Origin of the sequence: Paenibacillus sp. M-152, assembly GCF_003856555.1 — a bacterium.
Classification (GTDB): domain Bacteria; phylum Bacillota; class Bacilli; order Paenibacillales; family Paenibacillaceae; genus Paenibacillus; species Paenibacillus polymyxa_C.
This window is the reverse complement of the sequence record NZ_CP034141.1, coordinates 2,443,522-2,465,057: the sequence shown is the minus strand read 5'-3', so window position 1 is coordinate 2,465,057 and position 21,536 is coordinate 2,443,522. Positions and strand designations below refer to the sequence as shown.

The window sequence follows — 21,536 nt, the reverse complement described above, 5'->3', positions numbered from 1 at the left end:
TTTGTAAACAAAATCCGTACTCACTCGTTGTTCAGTTTTCAAAGATCAAACCCTTCACTCCATCGCTGTTTTTTTCTCAACAGCAACTTTTATATATTATCATCTTTCAACTAACTTTGCAACAATTTTTTTCGTTTTTTTCAAATTCGTTCTGCTCATTAGCTGACCGGCAAAATACCTTGTTTAATTGGCCGGAATAAGAATATACCACATAATCAAATTATATAGCAAGTGTTATTTTCTAAAATAATTCGAGTTTAATTTAAAATCAAAACAAACCCCAAAACCGATGAAGGTTGTGCAATTCGGCTGGCTTTTAAGCAACCACAAATCAAGAGGACTTAAATCTGAAAAATATAAAAAAAAGCCGGCGATTTTATCGCCGGCTTCCCGTTAATTCAACAAACTGTTATGGAGTATGATGGCCAAAATATTGGAGCGTTCCATTTGGATAAGAGTTCCACTCTCCTGGAAGGTTATAAGAGGAGGAACCGGACTTTATCCCCGATTTTCGGATAATAGTCCCATTATTCGGCATAAATTGCGTTTTACCGTCAGGATCACCTAAGACATCGATCGTTACACCGTTCTTTTTCAGGACATAGCCTGTCGTTACATTTTTATCTGATTCTGATAACATTATTTCTTCATTATAGTAGGCTGCAGGAACAATGTCGAAAAAGTCATAAAAAATGGAATCGATATATATATAAGGCATGCCTTTCCAAAACGAATTAATAGGCTGGCTCCACACTTTAGGAGTATTTGTAGCTAAATTGTATTGATGAATCTCAAGTGAGTATCCTACATTTTCTATAGGTTTAGAAGTATCCCCTACTGGATTGTAAAACAACTCAATAGCAGTGCGGGTTTTATCCAAGGATAGATACTGGGAAAAATATAGATCCTCTGGCCCTTGAGGATTTGCTATCACTTGGAATACAGTGGCAGATCCGTTCGCCCCGATTACCCAGTAGTATTGAGAAATATCCCCATTCCATGTCCACACTGTCCCGTTAAGAGGGATTGGTCCAGTAAAGGTAGAATCTGCTGTACCCGAATAGACTTTAAATGAAGTTTCACCCGGAAAAACTGTTGACATGTCATAAGTAATCGGATCTTTGACCCCTTGCTTGGTTCGGATTTGAACAATTCCGTTCGTCGTTAGAGGAGCATTTGTTACCTGAAAATTATAGGTGGCTGTTCCACCATGCCCGTCATCCGCAGTAATCGTTACCTTGGTACTTCCTGCCTGATTACCCGGAGTAAGAGTCAGCGTTGATCCGTTAACCTCTGCATTTGCCACACCGCTTGATTCAACAGTAGAAGTAAACGTCAGGGCATCCCCGTCAGCATCACTGAACAATTGGGATAGGTCGTAGCTTCTTGCATTGGTAACTCCTGCAGTCAACACTTGTTCATAAATGGCAGCTTCTACTTGAGGGCGTTGATTTGAAGATGGGTTAGACGAACCGGATGACTGGACATTGACCTGGAAGGTAGTTGAAGTTTCCCCTCCGCGACCATCCGTAGCCTTGATTTCTATGCTTGTCGTCCCTGCACTTAGTGCCTGAATTTTCAATTGGTCTCCAGTGATTTCCGCCGAAGCAACAGACGGAACGGAAGAGGTTGCCTTAAAGGTCAACGTATCTCCATCAGGATCTGTAAAAACGGAATCTAAACCGAGTGAGTAAACCGCATCACCTACAGTAAGCGACTGGTCGGCAGGTTTAGTTTCTACTGGATTCTGATTCTGTGGAGGTCCAGCTGTGACGGTGGTTTTGAAAGTTTCGATTACTTCCCCTCCCTGGCCATCTGTTGCTTTGATCGATACTAATGTGCTACCGATCGTTAATGGTGTAAGAGTGAGTATATCCCCATAAACGGCAGCCGTCACAACAGTCGGGTCAGAAACGCTATGAACATCGTAAGTTAAAACATAGCTATCAGGACTGGAAAAGAAATCATTTAAGGACAATTGAATATCGCCTGTATTTATTTCTTTCATCTGATCCGGAATCCCTGTGGAAATCGGGGATTCATTGACGCTAACATCAAAATTAGTAGCGACTTCGCCCCCACGGCCATCTTCTGCTTTAAGCGTAATCGTTGCTGTTCCTGGGGAAACTGCATGGACTGTGGCTATGTTTCCGTTAACGGATATAGCAGCGACTAACGAATCCGAAGATTCTGCAGAAACGTCCACAGAGTCGCCATCAGGATCGTGGAATACCGAAGAAAAATCCAGGGTATAATCTGAATTACCTAAAATCAGTGTCTGATTACCCGGCTGCTGATCTACAACCGGATTTTGGTTAGGTACAGCGGTTACTTCCATTTGAAGCGACCGGCTTGTGCTGCCTCCATGGCCATCGGATGCCTTAACGGATACTGATGTGCTGCCAATCTTTAACGGTGTAATGGTAAGCGTGTCCCCATTGAGCACTGCAGTTGCAACCGAAGAATCGGAAATATCAATGCTGTATGACAACGAATCCTGCTCATGGTCGGTAAAGAAGTCATTTAAAGATAATTGAATGTCACCTGAATTGATTTGTTTCGTTTGACCCGGAATTCCCATGGATGCCGGAGGTTCATTAACGGTAATATCAAAATTGGTCTTAACCTCGCCTCCAAGGCCATTAGCCGCTTTTAGCTGGATGCTTGCTGTTCCTGAGGAAACCGCGTGAACCGTAGTTTGGTTTCCGTTAACGGAAACCGTCGCAATGGAAGAATCCGAGGATTCTGCCGAGATGGTCAGTGGGTTACTGTTCGAATCAAGGAACACCGGGGATAAATCCAGGATGTAGTCCGTATCCCCCACAGTGAGCGTTTGGTTGCCTGGCTTCTGAATTACAACCGGATTTTGATTAGGTCCCGCACTTACCACTAATTGAAACGACTGGTTTGTGCTGCCTCCCCGACCATCGGACGCCTTGACAGTAACTTGGGCATGTCCTACAACTGCCGGAGTTAATACCAATTGATCACCCGTCAGGGTAAAGGTAGCGATGGAAGGATCATCGATCGCTACCTCATAGGTCATGAGATCATTTTCAGAATCCGTAAAAAACGATCCTAATGATAAGATTACGTCGCCGCTTCCCAACTGTTCGCTTTGATCGGGGATACCCAATGAAACAGGAGATTCATTGACACGGACCTTGAAACTCGTGCCCGCTTTTTTCCCGGCCTGGTCATCTGCAGCGATCGTAATAGTCGCAGTCCCTTTGCCAACAGCCTTGATAGACAGGTTGGTTCCCTCTACTCTGACTGTACTGATTTTTGTACTAGACGACACAGCCGTATATTTGAGCTCAGACTGCTCCTCATCCGTAAAATGCCCAAGCAAGTCAATTCGAAGTTCAGAATCGCCCACCGTTATGGCTTGATCTTCATATTTGGTCACTAACTTCGGTGCTGTATTGGCCACAACCGTAGAACGCGAGCTACTAGAAGAGCTGCTGGAAGAAGTTGCAGTGACTCCTGATACTGTCGAAGAGGACACACCTGCTGCAAATGAAGTATTCGTGACTTGGCTGGAGGAGCTTACACTAATATTTGCTCCAGAGTTATTTACTTGTAAATTTGAAACGGTTCCAGCTACCTCCAAACTGACCGGAGAGGAATTGTTCACAACCAATGTATTAATGGAAGCCTGCCCTGTCAGAGCTACGGGCTGGTCACTGTTGACCGACAATTGCTGAATAGTCCCCTGCAACTCTACCTGCTGGGCACCGGTAAGAACTTTTAACTGCTGTATCATTGAGGATGAATCATTTTCAATCGTTGCATTGGAAGTCAATGTCATTTGATCTACCCTTGAATTTCCTTGAATGACTACGCGGACATCCTGTTTGGATACCTCGACATCCTGCAGCTCAGATGTGTTAAACAATACGGTGTTTTGGTCACCGCCCTGAATATATGTTTTTTCTTGTACCGTAAATTTAGAGGCATAGAAATCATGTTCAAGGCTTGACGTAACTGTAAAACTATTTTTGACATTCAAATTCATAACCGAAATGTAGTCGCCGTCAATAGTTAAATCGCCGTCAATCGAGGAGTTATGACCATCTAATACAAGATTGCCGCTGAATTCGGAAGCTTGCCCTATCGGGGCTTGCCCACTCGCATGGATGACCAGTTTGGTGATTGATTCAATGGTCCGCTGTGATGCTACAAATTGAATATCTGCTCCCTTAAGAATCTCCTGGTTAGAGGTTTGCAGGATTCCTTTAACTGAATCCGAGAGTTTATATTCAATCCCGTTAATCCAGGCCTTTCCATCCTCTACTTTTTGGAGTTGGACTACATGGTCCTTGGGGAAAAAGGTAGACATCATATACTGGGCTATATCTTGACGCTGAACGGACGATTTAGGTTTGAAACCGGACTGATCCGTCTTCATGGAGCCCGACTGTAAAGCCGTATTAACGTATGGCCGTGCCCACGGGCTGACCCGATTCCAATCAGTAAGTTTAGCAGACTCCGTGGCGTTAGCTGTAATAGGAAGCCCGGAAGCCCGCATAAGCAGAACCGCAGCCTCCTCTCTGGTTACTGCCGCTTTGGGCCTGAATTTGGAGCCGTCGTCTCCATTCATGAGTCCTGCACGATGTACAGCCTCAATATAGGGACTGGACCAATTTTTCGAGTCTACATCCGAGAAGCTGCTACTTGCTGCTTTAGAAATAGAGAGTTGAAGAGCTTGAGTTAACAGAGCCGCCATTTCTTGACGGGTCAACAAATCCGTTGGCCGATAGGATCCGGACGGGTCGCCATGCAGAAGCCCGGCTTCAATGGCTTGCAGGATGCTTGTCTTTTGCTCTGAAGCAATATTATTGATGTCTTTAAAAGGCAGGCTCGCCAGAGCTACTCCGTTTGACGCATCACTGGCAGCAGATGCAATCGTCTGCAAAGCCGTTGGAGCAACAAGTGCAGCCAAGGCTAATGTAATCAGCCATTTATTGGGCTTAGAACTCATGATGTTCCCTCTATTCTTTTTATTCATTACGGTGCCTCACTGTTAAAGATACCGATATTATCCGTATAATCGATACCTTCATCAAACCATTCACTCGCCTCGTAGTGGCCTGCATTTCCATGGGTAACATCGGATTGTCTAGCTATAGTGGTATGAGGCTGAAACACGGCCGTATCAATCAACTGATTATCGTAATAGAGCGATAAAGTGACAGGTGCTGAATCGTCGTTATAAAATCCCATATCCATGAAGTAATCTACATGCGCATCACCAAAATACATAGTTTCTCCTATCACAAAAGTAGCTCCCCCTGAAATAGAAGCACCAGCGTTTTGACTTATTTCGATCGAATTTCCACTATCACTGCGTTCAATTCTAATTTTCGAAGCATCCAATTCCTCAAAACCCGCATTATAAAGCTCAATAATCTGCATCATAGAGTCGCCCTCCCCCCATGCCAACTCAGAGAAGAAAAGTCCTCTTTTTTCTACAACAGTGACTTGGAAGGTCGTTTGAACGGTCCCCCCCTTCCCATCATCTGCGGTGACTGTGACTGTAGTACTCCCGACTACAAGTGGAGTAATACTCAGTTGGTCACTTGTAACGGTAACCGTTGCTACTCCAGGGTCCGATGAACCAGCGGAATACGTTAGCAAGTCCAAATCTTCATCTGCAAAAGTTGAAGCAAGTCCAATAGTTGTGTCCATAGCACCTGCTTCTGTAGAAACATCATTTATCGTGCTTTGAACAACAGGAGCGTGATTAACCGCAGGTAAAGGAGTCACCGTTAGAGTGAAATTCGTATCAACCGTGCCGCCTTTACCGTCATTCGCCGTTACCGTAATCGTGACAGTACCCGCGTTCACTGGCGTTATTTTTAGGTCGCTTCCGTTTACCGCTACTGTCGCCACGCCTGCATTCGTCGAGGTTGCCGTGTATGTCAGCACATCGCTGTCTTCATCTGCAAACACACCTGCAAGACTCACCGTCTTGATGCCGTCTGCAACTCCTGTCGTCACGTTGCTGATCGACGTTTCCACCGTCGGTGCATGGTTCACAGCTTCCGGGATCACTGGCGTGATTGTCACGTTGAACTGTGTATCCACCGTGCCGCCTTTACCGTCATTTGCTGTTACCGTAATCGTGGCTGTAACCGCATTCACTGGCGTTATTTTCAGGTCGCTTCCGTTTACCGCTACTGTCACCACGCCCGTATCTGTCGAGGTTGCGGTAAAGGTCAGTGCGTCGCTATCTTCATCTGCGAACACACCTGCAAGACTCACCGTCTTGATGCCGTCTGCGGCTCCTGTCGTCACATTGCTGATCGACGTGTTCACCGTCGGCGCATGGTTTAGAGCTTCGGGGATCACTGGCGTGATTCTCACGTTGAACTGTGTATCCACCGTGCCGCCTTTACCGTCATTTGCCGTTACCGTAATCGTGGTCGTACCCGCGTTCACTGGTTTAATTTTCAGGTCACTTCCGTTTACCGCTACTATCACCACGCCCGTATCTGTCGAGGTTGCCGTGTATGTCAGTGCGTCGCTGTCTTCATCTGCGAACACACCTGCAAGGCTCACCGTCTTGATGCCATCTGCGACTCCAATCGTCACATTGCTGATCGACGTTTCTACTATCGGTGCATGATTCACGGCTTCCGGGATCATCGGCGTGATCGTCACGTTGAACTGCGTATCCACCGTACCGCCATTGCCGTCATCTGCCGTTACCGTAATCGTGGCCGCACCCGCGTTCACTGGCGTAATTTTCAAGTCGCTTCCGTTTACCACTACTGTCGCCACGCCTGCATTCGTCGAGGTTGCCGTGCATGTCAGCACATCGCTGTCTTCATCTGCAAACACACCTGCAAGACTCACCGTCTTGATGCCGTCTGCAACTCCTGCCGTTGCATTGCTGATCGACGTTTCCACCGTCGGTGCATGGTTCACAGCTTCCGAGATCACCGGCGTGATCGTCACGTTGAACTGGCTATTTATGGTCCCGCCCTTGCCGTCGTTCGCCGTAACCGTGATCTTGGTTGTTCCTGCGCTCACTGGTGTGAGAGTCAGCTGACTTCCATTCACCGATACCGTCGCTACGTTCGTGACCGAAGATTCCGCTGTGTAAGTCAGAGTGTCTCCGTCAACATCGGTAAAGCTATTTTCCAGATTAATCTTTTTAGGCTCATCTGCTGTACTTAACGTAATATCTGTAAACCCGGTAGTAACGCCTGGCGCATGGTTAGTCACTGAATTTGTTGAAGTTCCACCTCCAGATGAAAATGTCACGCTACTCGATGTAACTGTAGTCGTTTTTTGAACCGTCCCGTCAGCGGACTGAATTTGTCCAATCTGCTTTTGTACTTCGTTGTAATTTTGGATAACTTGTGAAACAGAAATATCTTTAGGGAGCTTAATCGTTTCAACTTTAAAATTCGGGTTCAATGTCACTTTAGCGTTTGCGTTGGCAACTTTTAGCTCCCCAATTGTCCCTGTTCCTTTAATAGAAACATCACTGCCGGAATTCACAGTAAGATGGTTTACGTTGCCATTCAGCTGGATATTAGAGACACCGTTTTTAAGCTCAATTATTCCTTTGGTATCCCCTTTAATCTGAACACCATCACCCGAAATTCGAAGCAGGCTGCTTTCCGGTAGACCATTGGTGTTTAACACAACATCTTTTTGCACGATCTCCAATTGTTGTAGCCCGTCCACATTACGATTGCGCGAATTAAACTTTAATATAGCTCCCTTTAACGCATCTTTATTGGAGTTTCCGATCAACTCTTTCAACTTTCCTTCTATTAAATAGGGAACATTATCAATTGTTACAATATCTCCATCAACGCTATTGATCGTAGCCGTTTGCTCTTGAGTTTTGAAAATATCCAGCAGGAAAGGAGCAATATCCTCCCTTTTTACTTCACCTGTGGGATTGAGCTTGCTGTCATGAATGTCAATTAAACCCAAACGAAGTGCCTTATCTACCGCTCCAGCCGCCCATTGGCTTACCGAGGACTGATCTTTAGGCAAAATGCTTGATCCGCCCTCTGCATTAACCCCTCCGACTGCACGAACAAACACAGCTGCCAGCTCTTCACGCGTAACAGAATCGTTCGGACGGAAGTTTCCTAATCCATCCCCCGATAGAAGCCCGGCTTTTTGTGCGGCTTCTATATATGGCGCAGCAAATTGTTTGCTTTGCACATCTTTAAAAGTAGAAGAACTTGAAATAGGGTCCAATTTTAAAGCTCTGACCAATAATACTGCGAGCTCCTGGCGAGTTAATGTTGCTGCAGGGCGAAAAGTTCCTTGAGGATCTCCCGATAAAAGCCCCTGACGTACAGCTTCTTGGATGGCCACCATTTTATCATTCGTCACATAGGATATATCTGAAAACGAATTATTGGCAGGCGTTGCAGCGTGAGCAGAAGTACCAAACGTCGCCTGAAGAGCAACAAGAGCGGCTGCCCACTTAAGTGAATAAACCTTCAATGGTTGTACCTCCTAATTTACTTTTAAGTAAAACGACCCTATTCAATCTTCGAAATGTTTCTACCTAATTCAAAGTTAATAAAGCCTATTCACTGAATTTATCGATAAATAATGCGTTTATATTATTTTTTTATTCATATATTTGTCGAAAATAAGTGATTTATGTCGTTTCGATTAATATATACGAAAGCTCTGAACCAATTCTGAACAAAATCTTATATAATTGATGCTGGTTGCACTAAGTCCCCAACTATATTCTTCAAATAACTCATTTCCGCGAGTGATTTATCCAGATCTTCCCTTAACCATAATACTTGTTCTATAAAAAAATAATCGCAGGCTAGAAACCTGCGATTATTTTTAAGTTAAGACAGCCTCATGCGAAGTATGGAGTTACGTTTTAAAATGATCAGTTTGCCAAGATTAGCATTGTCGACTATTGTACAGCTTCATTAAGCATAAAAAAGCAGCAACTTCACGGATCGTTCCGGAGAAGCTGCTGCTTTCGTGTTCTTATTGGGCTTTGGCTGTATCAAGTAATCGTAGATAATAAAAAAGCTATGCTTACGAATTATTGGTATAATCCGTAAACATAGCTCTCCACGAGTCTTACTTAAGGTTGTATTTTTTGTTAAAGCGATCCACACGTCCACCAATATCCACGTTTCTTTGTTTACCAGTGAAGAACGGATGTGAAGCGGAGCTAGTATCTACACGGATAACTGGGTAAGTGTTGCCATCTTCCCATTCCATCGTTTCTTGCGAATATTTAGTAGAAGCACTCAGGAAAGTGAATCCACAGCTAGGGTCCAAAAAGATAACTTTGTTCAATGTTGGATGAATATCTTTTTTCATTTGTTTCACCTAATCTTTCATGTAGTTTTAGTTTCAATCTTCAAACGTACTGACGCAATGCTCCATCAGTTGGCAAAAGGAACGGTTATGTCTCAGAAAAAAAGACGACAGATCATAACGGTTGTGCTCAAGGTCGTAAACGACAAGCAAACGATGCCCTATATATTGCATCGCCCATTACACGAACGCTCCGTATCTTTCGTCAGCCTTCATCGTTATATAAGCATATTGTGAATGGTCCTCCGGCTCGTCCCGTATGCTGACATCAGCATAGGAAAACTCGGTGACCACGTGCTTTCGATTCAAAAGGCAAAGCGTGCCACTGTAGCTCAGCATCCATCATACAACCATGAAAAGAAGCCGTTCTCTTAGGTGCTAGCTTTAACTTTGGACGCTCTGTCCACTGGACTAATTCAAGTTTTCGCCGGTTCCATAACGCAGGCTTTTTGCAAACTTACAGGCTTCGCTCAGGAAGAGATCATTCAGGTTGCTATGCAGCAAACCACAAATTATCTAGTTTCACGATGAATCGTGTACTTTTTCAAACGCGGAGAGTATTTTCTCATTTCAATACGCTCCGGATGATTTCTTTTGTTCTTGGTTGTTGTATAGTTGCGATCACCGGATTCGGTGCATGCCAAGGTAACAATAACGCGCATTTATTCTTCCTCCTCAATTGGAATACATGGTATACAATTACAATAGTAATTTTTACGATTAGTTCTATTCTATAATTCATGCTCCTCTTTGTCAACCTTAGAGTCGCGGTTTGTTGCTTCTTTTACTGTGTTCCAGCGATTACGGTACTGTACTAGCTTGGGATGAAGTTCCAATGGCTCACTCGAAAGCAGCAACCTGACGTTTCTAATCCATTCTCCAAAGGATGCATAGGAAGCGCACAAATTAGCAGTTTCAGGACTCATATACAAAAAAAGCGGAGTTGCATACTTTTCCGTCAAAAAACGAATGGCTGCTTCAATTGGCGTATACTTTTTTCGCTTACCTTCCCAGTTCTCAATCACAACAGCACTCAAAGCCTGCTCTCGCTGCCACTCTCCCAGCTCGTCGACCCGCTTATAATACGAGCATACTGGCTGCTTCCACATTCTTCTGACCGTTTCTTCATGTAGCGGATACAGCACCAGCTTTGTAAAAGACAGTGCAGCCCCCGTTTCGGCAAAAAGCTCCAGCTCACTAGCTGTAGTCTGCTCAAACGTATCATAGTAGACCATAGTCCCTTTGTGCGTTTCGATTGGCGGTTCATAACCATAGGGTACATATTGAAGGTTTCTTGTCATGCTGGGCACTCCGTCCTTCCATAGAAAATTTCTCCTTCTATATTATACCCTTGTTATGGCATGAGCTTACATAAAATGTTTATCCTTATTCGACAGCAGGTGTATTACCGCGCGGACCCCGCCGGAACTGCAATGCGTAAAGCCCCATCGTCACAAGCGCAATCAGCGCAAGCACCGTAAATATATTGCTGAAATTGAACACTTGGACATTAGATACAACCGGATTCAAATGAAAGGACGACGAACTATCTAACGTTTTACCCAAAATACTTGTTGTCATCGCTCCGGCAATGAAATTCAACAAAGATAACAGCCCCATTCCAACACCAATCTGATCTTTCGACAAAGTACGAGAAATCGTGTTGGACATGGCAATCTGCATAAAGGTCTGACCTACATTCCCGAAAATAAGCAAAAACAAAATCAGATACGGGGATGCACCTACAAATGTAGACAAGCTGATAAAGCAGATAAACAATAGCGATACGGCTGTATACACCAGAACTGAATTTCCTTTGCTATCGGCCAAACGCCCCCCTTTTTTTCCTAAAAGAGCTGACGCAATAGCAGCGGGAAACATAATCAGTCCAATCGTAGCTGGTGTAAGCTGGTTGAGACTATTCAAAAACTGTGGTGCCAAGTACGGCAATCCAAAGCTAATCCCCGTCCCTAAAAAAGCAATAAGAAGCCCATATGAATATTGCTTGTTACGGAACAGCTTCGGCTGGATGAACGGATCGTGGGCAGTATGAATGCGCCATATAAACAGTCCAAATAAAACCACACCGATCAGAAAAAACATCATATTGGCTTGTGAAATGGAAAGCAACAAGCAGGCCACTGTTCCACCCAGCAATAATCCGCCAAGAAAATCGAACTTCTGATCCTTTCCTCGCTGATCGTCCAGGTATTTGCGAAAGAACGGCAAAGCGATCAGTGGCAGCATGGAAATGACGAACAAAAAACGCCAGCTCGCAAAGCCTGTAATCAAACCGGAAATAATGGGAGCCAGCGCAGTACCTAATGCTAAGCCGATTGCTGTGACGCCTAAAGCTCGCCCTCTTTTTTCAGCTGAGAAATAGCGAACGGGAACAATCATAGCGGTTGCCGGAATAACAGCAGCCCCCGTGGCCTGAAGCAAACGGGCTACAATTAACATCCAAAATTGATTGGCCAACAGTCCAATAAGCGAACCTAGTGCAAAAAATATAATCCCGAATGTCAGCAAATCTTTGAGACGATACTTGTCTGCAAGCTTGCCGTAGGTCACCGAGCCAACTGCATACACGATCATATAACCCGTCAGTAGCCAGCTTACATCGGAGGCACTAATATGAAATTCCTCCCGAATCACAGGCATAACAACATTAAACATAAAAGCGTTCATCACTGAAAAAACAAGTGTGAAGGCCAAAACACGCATAAGCTTATCCGCATTGGGATAAGTTTGTTCTTTTATCATTTGGTTTCTCCCTCTCCTGTAAACATCTTATCTAGGTGACATTTTATAGCTCATAGTTTCCTCAGCCGGGCAAACTTTTCTAATTATCCGCTCAAACGCAGGCATTCGCAGGACGGTAATCGTGAAGAATTTTTTTGAGCAAACCACGCAGCGCCTCCGACTCTCCGACAGATAACGTTTTGCCTACGGAGCTTTTAATTTGCTCAATGGTACGTTCGGCTACCTTGTGAATCTCCAAGCCTTCCTCGGTCAAATAGATTTGCTTCATTCGTGCATCTTCCGGATGACTTTGGCGTACTGCCCAGTTTTTCTTAACGATCCCGTTTACCAGGCTGGTAACACTTGATTTATCAATAAGCAATAGCTTTTCCAACTCCGTATTGGTGACTCCAGGCGACATCGCCAGTATATAGAGCGTCTGCGATTGTGGGGAGGTAAGCCCCAAAGGGCGCAGTGCTGTTTCAATCTCACGCCGGACGGTGGTGAAAATCCATTTAATTAAGTACATCGTGCTCTCTTCTTCCCAAGGAAGACAAACGGGATACACCTCACTTCCCATTTCACCGCTAACCTCCTTATCCATCGAATTTTAATAGTTTGAATTCCAACTAATTTTAATCAGCTGCCTATTTGGTGTCAATACCTTCGTAAAATGATCGTCTACTAAATACAGTCAGTTTCAGAATCACGAATACATTTTATGTATAAATTTATACATAAAAAAAGACAGGTTCCAAAAAGAACCCGTCTTTTTACTGTCTATAGTTGCTTAGTTCGCAGCTTTCACTTGAACCAGCGGATAATCTTTTCCATCCACAGTAACCGTGCTAGCATCATTTAGCTCTAGCCGTTGCCAAATAGTCAACAGCGTACGATAAGGATACTTGTCGAGATCATATTCCGTTGTCCCTGTACCATCATCGGACGTGCTGGTGATGGTTTGATCGGTTGCTATACCGCTACCCTCAGTTGATATCTTTGAAGTCGCGCCTCCGGCTGTGTTGTCTGTCACTGCTCCAGTCTGATCAGCGCTTTTTCCGCTGGATGTACCGCTCAGATCTGTAGAACCACTTCCTGTGGATTCTCCGGCACCTGTCTTGCTTTTGGTGGTAGCGCCCTCAGTGTTAACGTCACCGGACGAACCATTGTTAGCTTTACTGGCTGCCCTCTTATCGTTCTGTTCAGTAAGCGTAAAATTTTCGTATGAGTGCTCCTGTTGATCCGCACCGACAATGACGAGTTTTTTAGGCTTAAATTCTGCCTGCTCTGCCGATGTTTGAAACGCAAACAACAGCTTGACCATTTTCGTAGTGGACTTGGTGTTAGGTACATGTGTCACTATTGCAGCAGGCTCCTCTTTTACCGGCACTGTAGGCTCTACTGGCTGTTGTACAGGCTTTGGAGCAGCGGCAGGCGTTGGTGTGTCAACAGATCCAATGATCCCGGTTGCTTTCAGACCGCCTAATGTTCCTGCAATAACGATTAATACGATCCCGGAAATCACCCCGCCTTTACGGAAACGACGAAGCGTTTTGACCAAAGGCGTGTCTGTCTCACGCTTTGCTGCCTGATAGAAATTTTTAAAAACAGGCTTAGCTGGTTCAAAATATTGACGCCATAGCGTCTTTTTATGCAGGCCCTCTCGTCCTTCTTTTTGGAAGAATAAAAGCAACGCACGCCGGTAGGCTGGTTCAAAACCACCACGTGGAGTAGCAAACTCAGCGTGTTCCTCCGACCAGCGGATAAAGCGGTACATCGTATCGTTATCCTTTGCCCATTTGCGGATCGAACTGACCAGGCGGGCAAAATCCAGTATTCCTTCGCCAGTACCATCAGAACGATAGAAAGCTGGCAACAGACGGGCAAAATTGCCTTCTGCAAGCTGCTGGGGCAGCCAACCGTAAGCCCAATCCTGCACCTTTTCTACTTCGCTTGGCTCCAGACCGTCTAGCACCGATGGTTCCGGGTCCTCCGTGTTAAACCAATCATAAGCCGCAATCAATCGCACTGCTTGTCCCTTGAGAGGAGCAGGCAACTTTCCAACCCACTGCACCAAATCGGGCCGTGTGAAAAACGGAATCTGTACGACCTGATCAGGTGATATTTCTTTTAGCTCTACTTCAGTGAGTAAATATCGATCCGATGCTTCCCGTAAGCGCTCTGTTAATCCGGATTGCTCCAGCGGGGACAGTGTGCCCACGGCAGAACTACTGTCCCATTGACGCAAGCGCTGGTGAATGGCAGCCACAGCCTCTACCGGCTTTCTCTCGGCACGCAGCTTGCCCATTAATGCAGATTCAGCCAACAGCTGAAAATCGGCATTCGCTGACACTTCGATATACCGACTGCCCCATTCATGCACCACGGCCAATAGACCCTTTACATCAGGCGTTCTTTTCATCTGACTGTCCATGTAGGGAATGAACAGCATTTTCGTGAGTGCCGGATTACCCAGTACTTTCGTAAAATAGACCTTGCCTAATGACGGATTCTCTTCAATCGTATGATAAATATACGTGACCGCTTCCGTATTTCTGGCAGTATAAGCGTTGTTTAGCGAACGGATTAAATACTCCACCAGCCGATTTTCGCTACTGCGTGCATGAACTTTATAATAGTCCTTGAAGCAATCAACCAGCCCTACATCTGGAATGTGTCCATCCTTCACCCGATCAAACTCGTGATCAAAAAAGGACAGAAACAGATCATTCAGCCGCATTTTACGTGGCAGCGCATCGGATGGCGATAAATAATCAGTCAAGCTTCGTAACACAGTGATTCGCTGCTCGTTGTATAATGACCGCTCGCCCTGCTCAATTCTGTACAGCGTAATGAGCTCATGATAGCTGGAAGGCGTTAGTTCACGCCCTGCCTCCATGCCTGTCAGCATTTGCTCGGCAAATTTGAGAAAATCGTCAGGAGCCTCGCCATTCAGTAGCGTACGGACAATCCAGTCAAAATACGGCTGTTTCGCCTGCTCTGCATCCACATTCAGTATTCGACTATTGTTAGAGAGGTCAAATACAAAGTCCTTTTCTACATTCCGATCACCGGGACGCAAGCTGAAAGGCTCAACAAACATTAAGTGAATGCCTTTTCTGCTGTTCGGTTCCTGCGCATATGTAAGAAATCCGAGTCTGTTGCGAAATGCATAAGGCAGTGCCGCATACAACACACCCAGTAGCTGTTTGGCTGAAGATGCAACCGCTTCTGCTGGAACATTCAGCGCTACATATACCTTCTTGCGACCCGCAGCTGACATCATGACCGCGTATAAAAGCTGCTTGAACACTTCTTCGCTCAGCTGCAATTGAGCCAGTACTGCAGACGGGTCAATAGCGGGAAATACACTACCACCTGGTAGACGCTCTAATTCCGGTAATTCCGTTCCCTGCTCAATATCATAGGTATCGACAAACGAAGTGTTCAGCCACTGCTTATAATCAGACGGAGATTCACCATGTCCAGCCGGAATCACATAGTTATGCGTAAAAAAGGCGCTCCGAAGCCCAGTGAAATCCGCTGCTTTATAAATACTGCGTCCGAGCACTACATCCCCGGACTCTGTCCGTACCAGATGTAAAGCTTCGGGATAGACACTCTCCTGCTTCTCGCCACGCGCTGTCAAAGCCGCAGGCGCATCATACACACATAAAGGATGCAACACCTTTTTAATAAATGAAGCATCCAACCCTTTGGAATTAGCTACTGTATCGAAGCCTTCCGTAGAACGGAAAATACCGCGCCGTTCCCGTGTATACATTTGCTGCTGTATCATATGAGAGGTAGATAAACTCACTGTGATTCTCTCCCCTCAATGTACTTCAACTTATAGAGCAGCCAGATGAATGGCTCATCTACACGGATCGGACTAACCAACCCTTGCAGCTTTTGGTCCACTGGATTGCTACCTAGAGCAGAAACTGCGAAATAGGCTGTATCTGTAAAATATACATCCATTGTGCCCTTGAACGGCTTATCCACCTTCTCGATAAAGCGCCGAACTTCGCCATCAATGTTCGCGAACTCATCCAAATCCATGTATTTGCGATGTTCCATTGGGTTAAAAATATTGCTGTTTGTCTTGATATACGTGCCTTCTTCATCTGCCAGCGCAGTAAGCATGTCGCTTTTGGTCAGGACCACAGCGGTCGGAATGTCCGTCTTGCCTTTTTCCTGGTATGCGATAAAGTCACCGAACATCGTAAGTACGACATCACGCGGTTCATCATATTGCGAGACCCATTCACCAGGCTTATCGCCAAGATTAATCTTAATACGTTCCCGGATAGAACGGATTTGCAGTGGATCGACCATAAAAAGAATTCCCGCAGAATTTTTAATATGCTGTCCATGAAGTCCCAGATAGTCCTGATCGACCATCCCCTCACCGGCTACATCAAAAAATACCAATGTCAGTGGTGGCTTTTCCTCATCCTTAAATACAAACTGGAAAATAAAAGGCTCCTGCATCTTTTCTTTTTGTGTCGATGTAAGCAGATCGCCTCGTTCAAACAGTGGTTCCTCATACATCGTGCGGAACTTGCGGCTGATCTCTGCATTAAGCGGCATGCAAGCTGCGTCAAAATGATCGGCGGTCACATGCTGCAGCGTGTGAATCAGAGAGGTCATAAATACAGATTTTCCCGCCTGCGAAGCTCCAATAATTGAAATGATATTACTCGGCACCTTGCCTGCGGTCACAGGTAGCTCGTTATGGCAGTGTGGGCACAGTCGGCGACGTGTCAGCTCACCGTAACGGTCCGTCAGACCTGTCAACACATGATCTGAATACAAGCGATGTTCCTCAGGTACATCATAGGGATGAAGAATTGCCTCCATATCATGTACACTATCCAAGCCAAAACGCTCCCGATATTTGTTCAACAGTTCATCTTCACCCAAAGCGTAATCCTCATCATCTTCACGGTGATGGGAAGCACGGAATACCACTTCCTCTGGGGAAAATTTACTAAAGCAATAAGGGCACACAATATCATAGAATAACGGCCGCGGTTCGGCCTGTGGCTTTCTTCTGAATAAATTGCTAAGAAAACTCATCGGTTGTGGCCTCCTTTCATTCAGGAACTAATTCATATATCGTGCCATACTTCTGACCGTCCGTAAAAAACAGCCGCACATACTCATCTCCCCCCACTTCAATAGCGGGTAAAACATTCCGTCCTGCAGCAAAGGGTGCCGTGAACGGATACAAGGTGCCATCGTCCCGGTCAACCGGATAGCCGCCACGCTTCTTTACGTAGCAAAGCACCTCCTGCGGAACAGGAACTTCGGCTGTCACCTGAATCTGGACTGTTTTGCGGCTGCGAAACCAGCTTTTTTTATGGTGAACCGCATATTTAATTTTGGCTCTACCCGTGCTCAACTCCAGTTGGTTGGTTCCGTCTGGCTGACGGATTACAAAGGTGTCACCCTCCTCCCGAACAGCCGGATACACGGTATACCGCACACGTCCAATGCCTTCAATCCGGTCACGATAGCTGCCAGCGGCCTTATATTCCTCGCGTGTAAAAAGCTTCAGGTCAGAAGTCGGCGTTTCATTCTGCCCGTTCGCACCTGCATCGGCTGATTGTTTGGCAATATAGACTACGGCTACACCTTCAGGCCACTGCCAGCGTAACACTACCCGGTTGTCGTCAATTTTGTGGCTCAGCTCCGAAATCACAGGATCACCGGGCTGTGCATCCCTATACTGCATAAGTTCCAGCCTCCCGTTCTAAAATCCACTGCTGCGTCGATTGCGCGTCGGGCCTTCCGGTGCCCCTCTCCGTTGGCCTGATGGCCCACCTTGGCTCCCACCACCAGAAGATCGGCGAGTATTTTCCGCAATCGGCAGAACAAGTGAAAAGACAGCAATAAGGGCCGCCAGTACGAGCGCTGCTAGCAAACGAATCATCAAGTCACCTATAGGCGAGCCAGATAACCCTCTTTCCAAAATCAAGCCAGCGAGCAAGCCGGCTGGAACTCCACCAATTGCAAAATTCCGCGCGAGAAAACGGTTATCAAACATCAATCCAAGAGCCAACCCTAATAGAACTCCGATGATAACCAGAGCCGTTACGCGATAAATAGCAAAATACAGACTGTCGGCATACTCACCTGTCCGCTCCGTTACCAGCGTGCGATCACCAATTTTGTTATATATTTTACCAAACGCCTGCGTAAGTCCTTGGGCATTGGCTACATTAGAATAAGTTCCGCCCGTTAAGCTAGCAATATTTTGCAATAAAGCTATACCATCCGATTCTGCCAGTTTTAGTCCGATCGTATTAATCGGAATCTGGCGGGCAATGTAAGGCGCCAATGCAGTCTGCGTATCCAGATCGCTAAAACCGTCAGAAAGCATAATAACGAGAGAACCTTTTTCCGCACTGCCTTGGGTTTCAATCTCCTTGATCGTCTCGTCCAAAGCAAGCCCAATGTCTGTACCGCCTGACAATAACGCCTGCATACTATCGATTTTCGAATAAACCGCTTGCTTCTCTGCATCTGTGCCAATGGGAGTAAACGGCTGTACCAACTGCGCGGTGGATTCAAAAGAAACAATGGCTACGCGCTTGTCCCCATCCATTTGTCCAATTAGACTCTTGGCAGCTGTTAGGCGTTCATTATCGGGATCTGTTTGCTGCATACTCCCGGAATTATCAATCACAAGCACGAGGTCCTGTACACTCTTGCGCCCTTCAGGGTTAATCTGATACCCCAGTTCCAATAGTAGACCTGCCACGAACAACATGACCAGTGTAGCGGGTACCAGTAATTTCCAGGACAATCCTGAGTATCGTTGTCGCCATGAATGTCCATTCAACTGTGGCGAAATCAGTTCGCCGATAAGGCAACCTAGACCAATGCACAGCGCCATGATGCCAAAATACAGCCCGACCACGATGATATGCGGCCAATGGCCTATTAATTTGTGAAGAATAAGCTCTCCTAAGATGAAGCCTACTACAGCGCCCAGCAAGCCAAACACCAATAGGAGAACGTTAAATTTACGTTGCTTCATAAGATTCGTTGCTTCCTTCCATCATTAAAGTAGGATAATATATGGCTACCGCAATTCCGGCAACCGGTCCACGTCGATTCCATGAAACACGAAACCATTCGCAGTATATGTCTCATAATACGTTTTGCCGTTGCGGTAAACCATCAGATCCTCCAGATGGAAGCCGCCCATCAAATGCAGTTTTTCCACCCCGCTACTGCGACGCTCATGAACAAAACCCAGCTTGTAAATTCGCGAAGTAATGTCGACGTCCATCGCATAAGGAAGAAATTCGCCTTCGTAGTCACCAAAAAAATACTTTTCTTCATACCGATGCTCATGGGTATAGTCGAGCAAACGTACATTGATTCCGCCGTGCTGTTCTAACGTTTGATACAGTTTTTTAAACAGCTCATCCTTCGGAACGACCAGCCGATTTTCATATGCAGCAGCTACATTGGCACGTCGTAATAATTCTTCTTCGAATGTCTGATTAAATGGCTGTGAGCTGAGAATCAAGGTACGGCAGGTCTGCGTAAGTCTATCCACCAGTGCAGACAGACCTTCATCCAGAAACCCAGATACAGGTCCCATATGCCGGGCGTCAAAAAATACAGATTTCCCCCGCTTGCTTTCCAACTCATGCATGACATCCTCCGTCACACGCTCGTAATACTCGAACAGGTTTTGACCTGTGTAACTGTCAGCCTGCCGAATACTATCCGTTGCAGCTTGATGCAATTCACGCTCCAGGTTGGCTAGCTGTACTGTAATATGCTTCGCCTGTGCATGCCATTTTTCCAGTGCCATTTCATAGCGGCGAAGTAGCTCCAAATCCACTTGAATCCGCAACATGTGCATTTTATGCCCGTAGACTGTTTCAGTGAGGTAACGGATCAAGCTACGCACATTATGTTTATCCATAAGCGGCAGTCGCTGAAAAGGCTGATCTTCCACTCGTCCGCTATACAGCGCATCCAGTTCGGCCGCACTGATCTGCAAATCATTGGACGTATCACGAATCATTCCCCGAACAGCCGTAAGCACATTCCCTGTTTGATTTTCATCCGTCCAATCTGTCAGCTCGAAAAAGCCGATATGAGGATGTTCCTTAGCAGCTGCATTCACAGCCATCTGCAAACGCATATCCGCCTGAAAATCTCCCAAGCGCTTCTGTACGATCCGTTCACAGTTATCGCGGAAAAAGGCTTCGCACCCCTGACCAAACAAGGTTTCCTCTGCCTCACGTAATGACATTCGTTTCAGCGAGCCGTAGCTGGCTCCGCTCGTCATTAGTGCGCTCATGTCCATGATCGCTTCATTTCCAGGTACTAGATCATTTCGTGTACGGCCGCGCTCAGCAGCATCTAAGCCAAAATAATTTAGCTTATCGCGTATGTCCCAATCCTGCTCTGTTCTCATACGCTCTAGCAGCTTCACATAAAAGTGATACAACACCGTAAGCGCAATCGACTGATTAGGGCGGTTAACCCGGGAAAATCCAGCCGACACATAACCCTGCCGCCCGGATTCCGTCATGATGTTATTCTTAAACGATGTATTATTGTAGCCTCCATCCTGTGACCGATAGGAATCCCCTGCCTGATAACGGTTTTTAAGAAGTTGAATGTGACAAATAATATCACAGCTCTCGCGCAGGCTATTCGGCACCGTTACGCCGCGCTCATTCTTGTCGGACAGCACATAGACAAGATCGAACAACGGAGATGGAGCATGAGATACCGGGATGGTCAATTTGTCCTCGGTCATATGAAGCGGTGCTGTAAACGTATATGCTGGGCTCTGGATGTAATCCAACTCCCGCATAAAAGCAACGGATGTTGCACTTCTGTAGCCAAATTGGGCAGCCTGGTCGCTTTCGCTCATCAACACATACAGATCCATTTGTACCGATTTAAAAGATTGGGCAAAAATATACTCTGCCAACAGCGTAATTTCAGGAATTAATACGTTCATGGGATCATCCGCTGTTGTCAGGATCGACAAATGTACACGCTCAAACGAGGAATACAACCGACCATAATCAGCCAGATGTCCACTAGCCCGGCGTAACGCGGTGTTAAGTTCAATTAGCTTTGATTCATGTGTATAAAAAGCCTGGTGCAAGTCACGGCGTAACGTTTGGTGACTACTTTCTTCCGGTACAGCTACCGTATGAACGATGGCCTCTACCGAACGGTCTGCAGCCGCGTGCTCTTCCTGCGAGCAAATCTGAATATAGGTTACTCCTGTGCTGTTATCCCACTTGGTCCGGTTGATATCTGCAATTGTGTTCATCACCGGGCTCATGTGATCGCCGATAAAAAGAAACACGGACGGGAAATGGATGCTGCTGCGTCCATCCCCGCTTCCGATTAATTGGTCCTCTGCGGCTGCATAGTCAGCCGCATAACGTAACAGCTGCTCTCTCATA

The 21,536-nt window shown here is 46.0% G+C and carries 12 protein-coding genes; all 12 read right to left on the bottom strand.

All coding sequences use genetic code 11. The annotated features are described in order from the left end of the window. Positions 1 to 409: 409 nt before the first annotated feature. Entirely contained in the window at positions 410 to 4,984 is a 4,575-nt protein-coding gene (locus tag EGM68_RS11290; protein WP_129549180.1) for an S-layer homology domain-containing protein, read from the bottom strand. A 26-nt stretch (positions 4,985 to 5,010) separates the two neighbouring features. After that, a complete protein-coding gene (locus EGM68_RS11285; RefSeq protein ID WP_129549179.1) occupies positions 5,011 to 8,481 on the bottom strand; it encodes an Ig-like domain-containing protein in 3,471 nt (1,156 codons plus the stop codon). 609 nt (positions 8,482 to 9,090) lie between these two features. Continuing rightward, positions 9,091 to 9,336: a type B 50S ribosomal protein L31 gene (locus tag EGM68_RS11280; protein ID WP_013310118.1), complete on the bottom strand. Its 246-nt coding sequence runs from the start codon at positions 9,334 to 9,336 to the stop codon at positions 9,091 to 9,093. 509 nt (positions 9,337 to 9,845) lie between these two features. Then, positions 9,846 to 9,995 (bottom strand): 50S ribosomal protein L33, encoded by a 150-nt coding sequence (gene rpmG, locus EGM68_RS11270; RefSeq protein ID WP_013370941.1) that lies wholly within the window; start codon positions 9,993 to 9,995, stop codon positions 9,846 to 9,848. Between the two features lie 69 nt (positions 9,996 to 10,064). After that, a complete protein-coding gene (locus EGM68_RS11265; RefSeq protein ID WP_129549178.1) occupies positions 10,065 to 10,634 on the bottom strand; it encodes a hypothetical protein in 570 nt (189 codons plus the stop codon). Between the two features lie 85 nt (positions 10,635 to 10,719). Continuing rightward, positions 10,720 to 12,096 (bottom strand): MFS transporter, encoded by a 1,377-nt coding sequence (locus EGM68_RS11260; RefSeq protein WP_013370939.1) that lies wholly within the window; start codon positions 12,094 to 12,096, stop codon positions 10,720 to 10,722. Positions 12,097 to 12,187: 91 nt separating this feature from the next. Further along, positions 12,188 to 12,655 carry a MarR family winged helix-turn-helix transcriptional regulator gene (locus EGM68_RS11255; RefSeq protein WP_013370938.1) on the bottom strand — a complete coding sequence of 156 codons (468 nt, stop codon included), beginning with the start codon at positions 12,653 to 12,655 and terminating at the stop codon, positions 12,188 to 12,190. 210 nt (positions 12,656 to 12,865) lie between these two features. Beyond that, positions 12,866 to 15,895: a GAP1-N2 domain-containing protein gene (locus EGM68_RS11250; protein WP_129549177.1), complete on the bottom strand. Its 3,030-nt coding sequence runs from the start codon at positions 15,893 to 15,895 to the stop codon at positions 12,866 to 12,868. Then, on the bottom strand, positions 15,892 to 17,157 hold the full coding sequence (locus EGM68_RS11245) for a TRAFAC clade GTPase domain-containing protein (RefSeq protein ID WP_129549176.1): 1,266 nt from the start codon (positions 17,155 to 17,157) through the stop codon (positions 15,892 to 15,894). Before EGM68_RS11245 ends, EGM68_RS11250 begins: the two co-directional genes overlap by 4 nt. A gap of 16 nt (positions 17,158 to 17,173) precedes the next feature. Further along, positions 17,174 to 17,815: a beta-mannanase gene (locus tag EGM68_RS11240; RefSeq protein WP_129549175.1), complete on the bottom strand. Its 642-nt coding sequence runs from the start codon at positions 17,813 to 17,815 to the stop codon at positions 17,174 to 17,176. 18 nt (positions 17,816 to 17,833) lie between these two features. Next, entirely contained in the window at positions 17,834 to 19,123 is a 1,290-nt protein-coding gene (locus EGM68_RS11235) for a vWA domain-containing protein (protein WP_129549174.1), read from the bottom strand. A gap of 45 nt (positions 19,124 to 19,168) precedes the next feature. Further along, the gene (locus EGM68_RS11230) at positions 19,169 to 21,535 is read right to left on the bottom strand and encodes a transcription initiation factor TFIID (protein ID WP_129549173.1); all 2,367 of its coding nucleotides are present in this window, start codon (positions 21,533 to 21,535) and stop codon (positions 19,169 to 19,171) included. Position 21,536 lies beyond the last annotated feature (1 nt).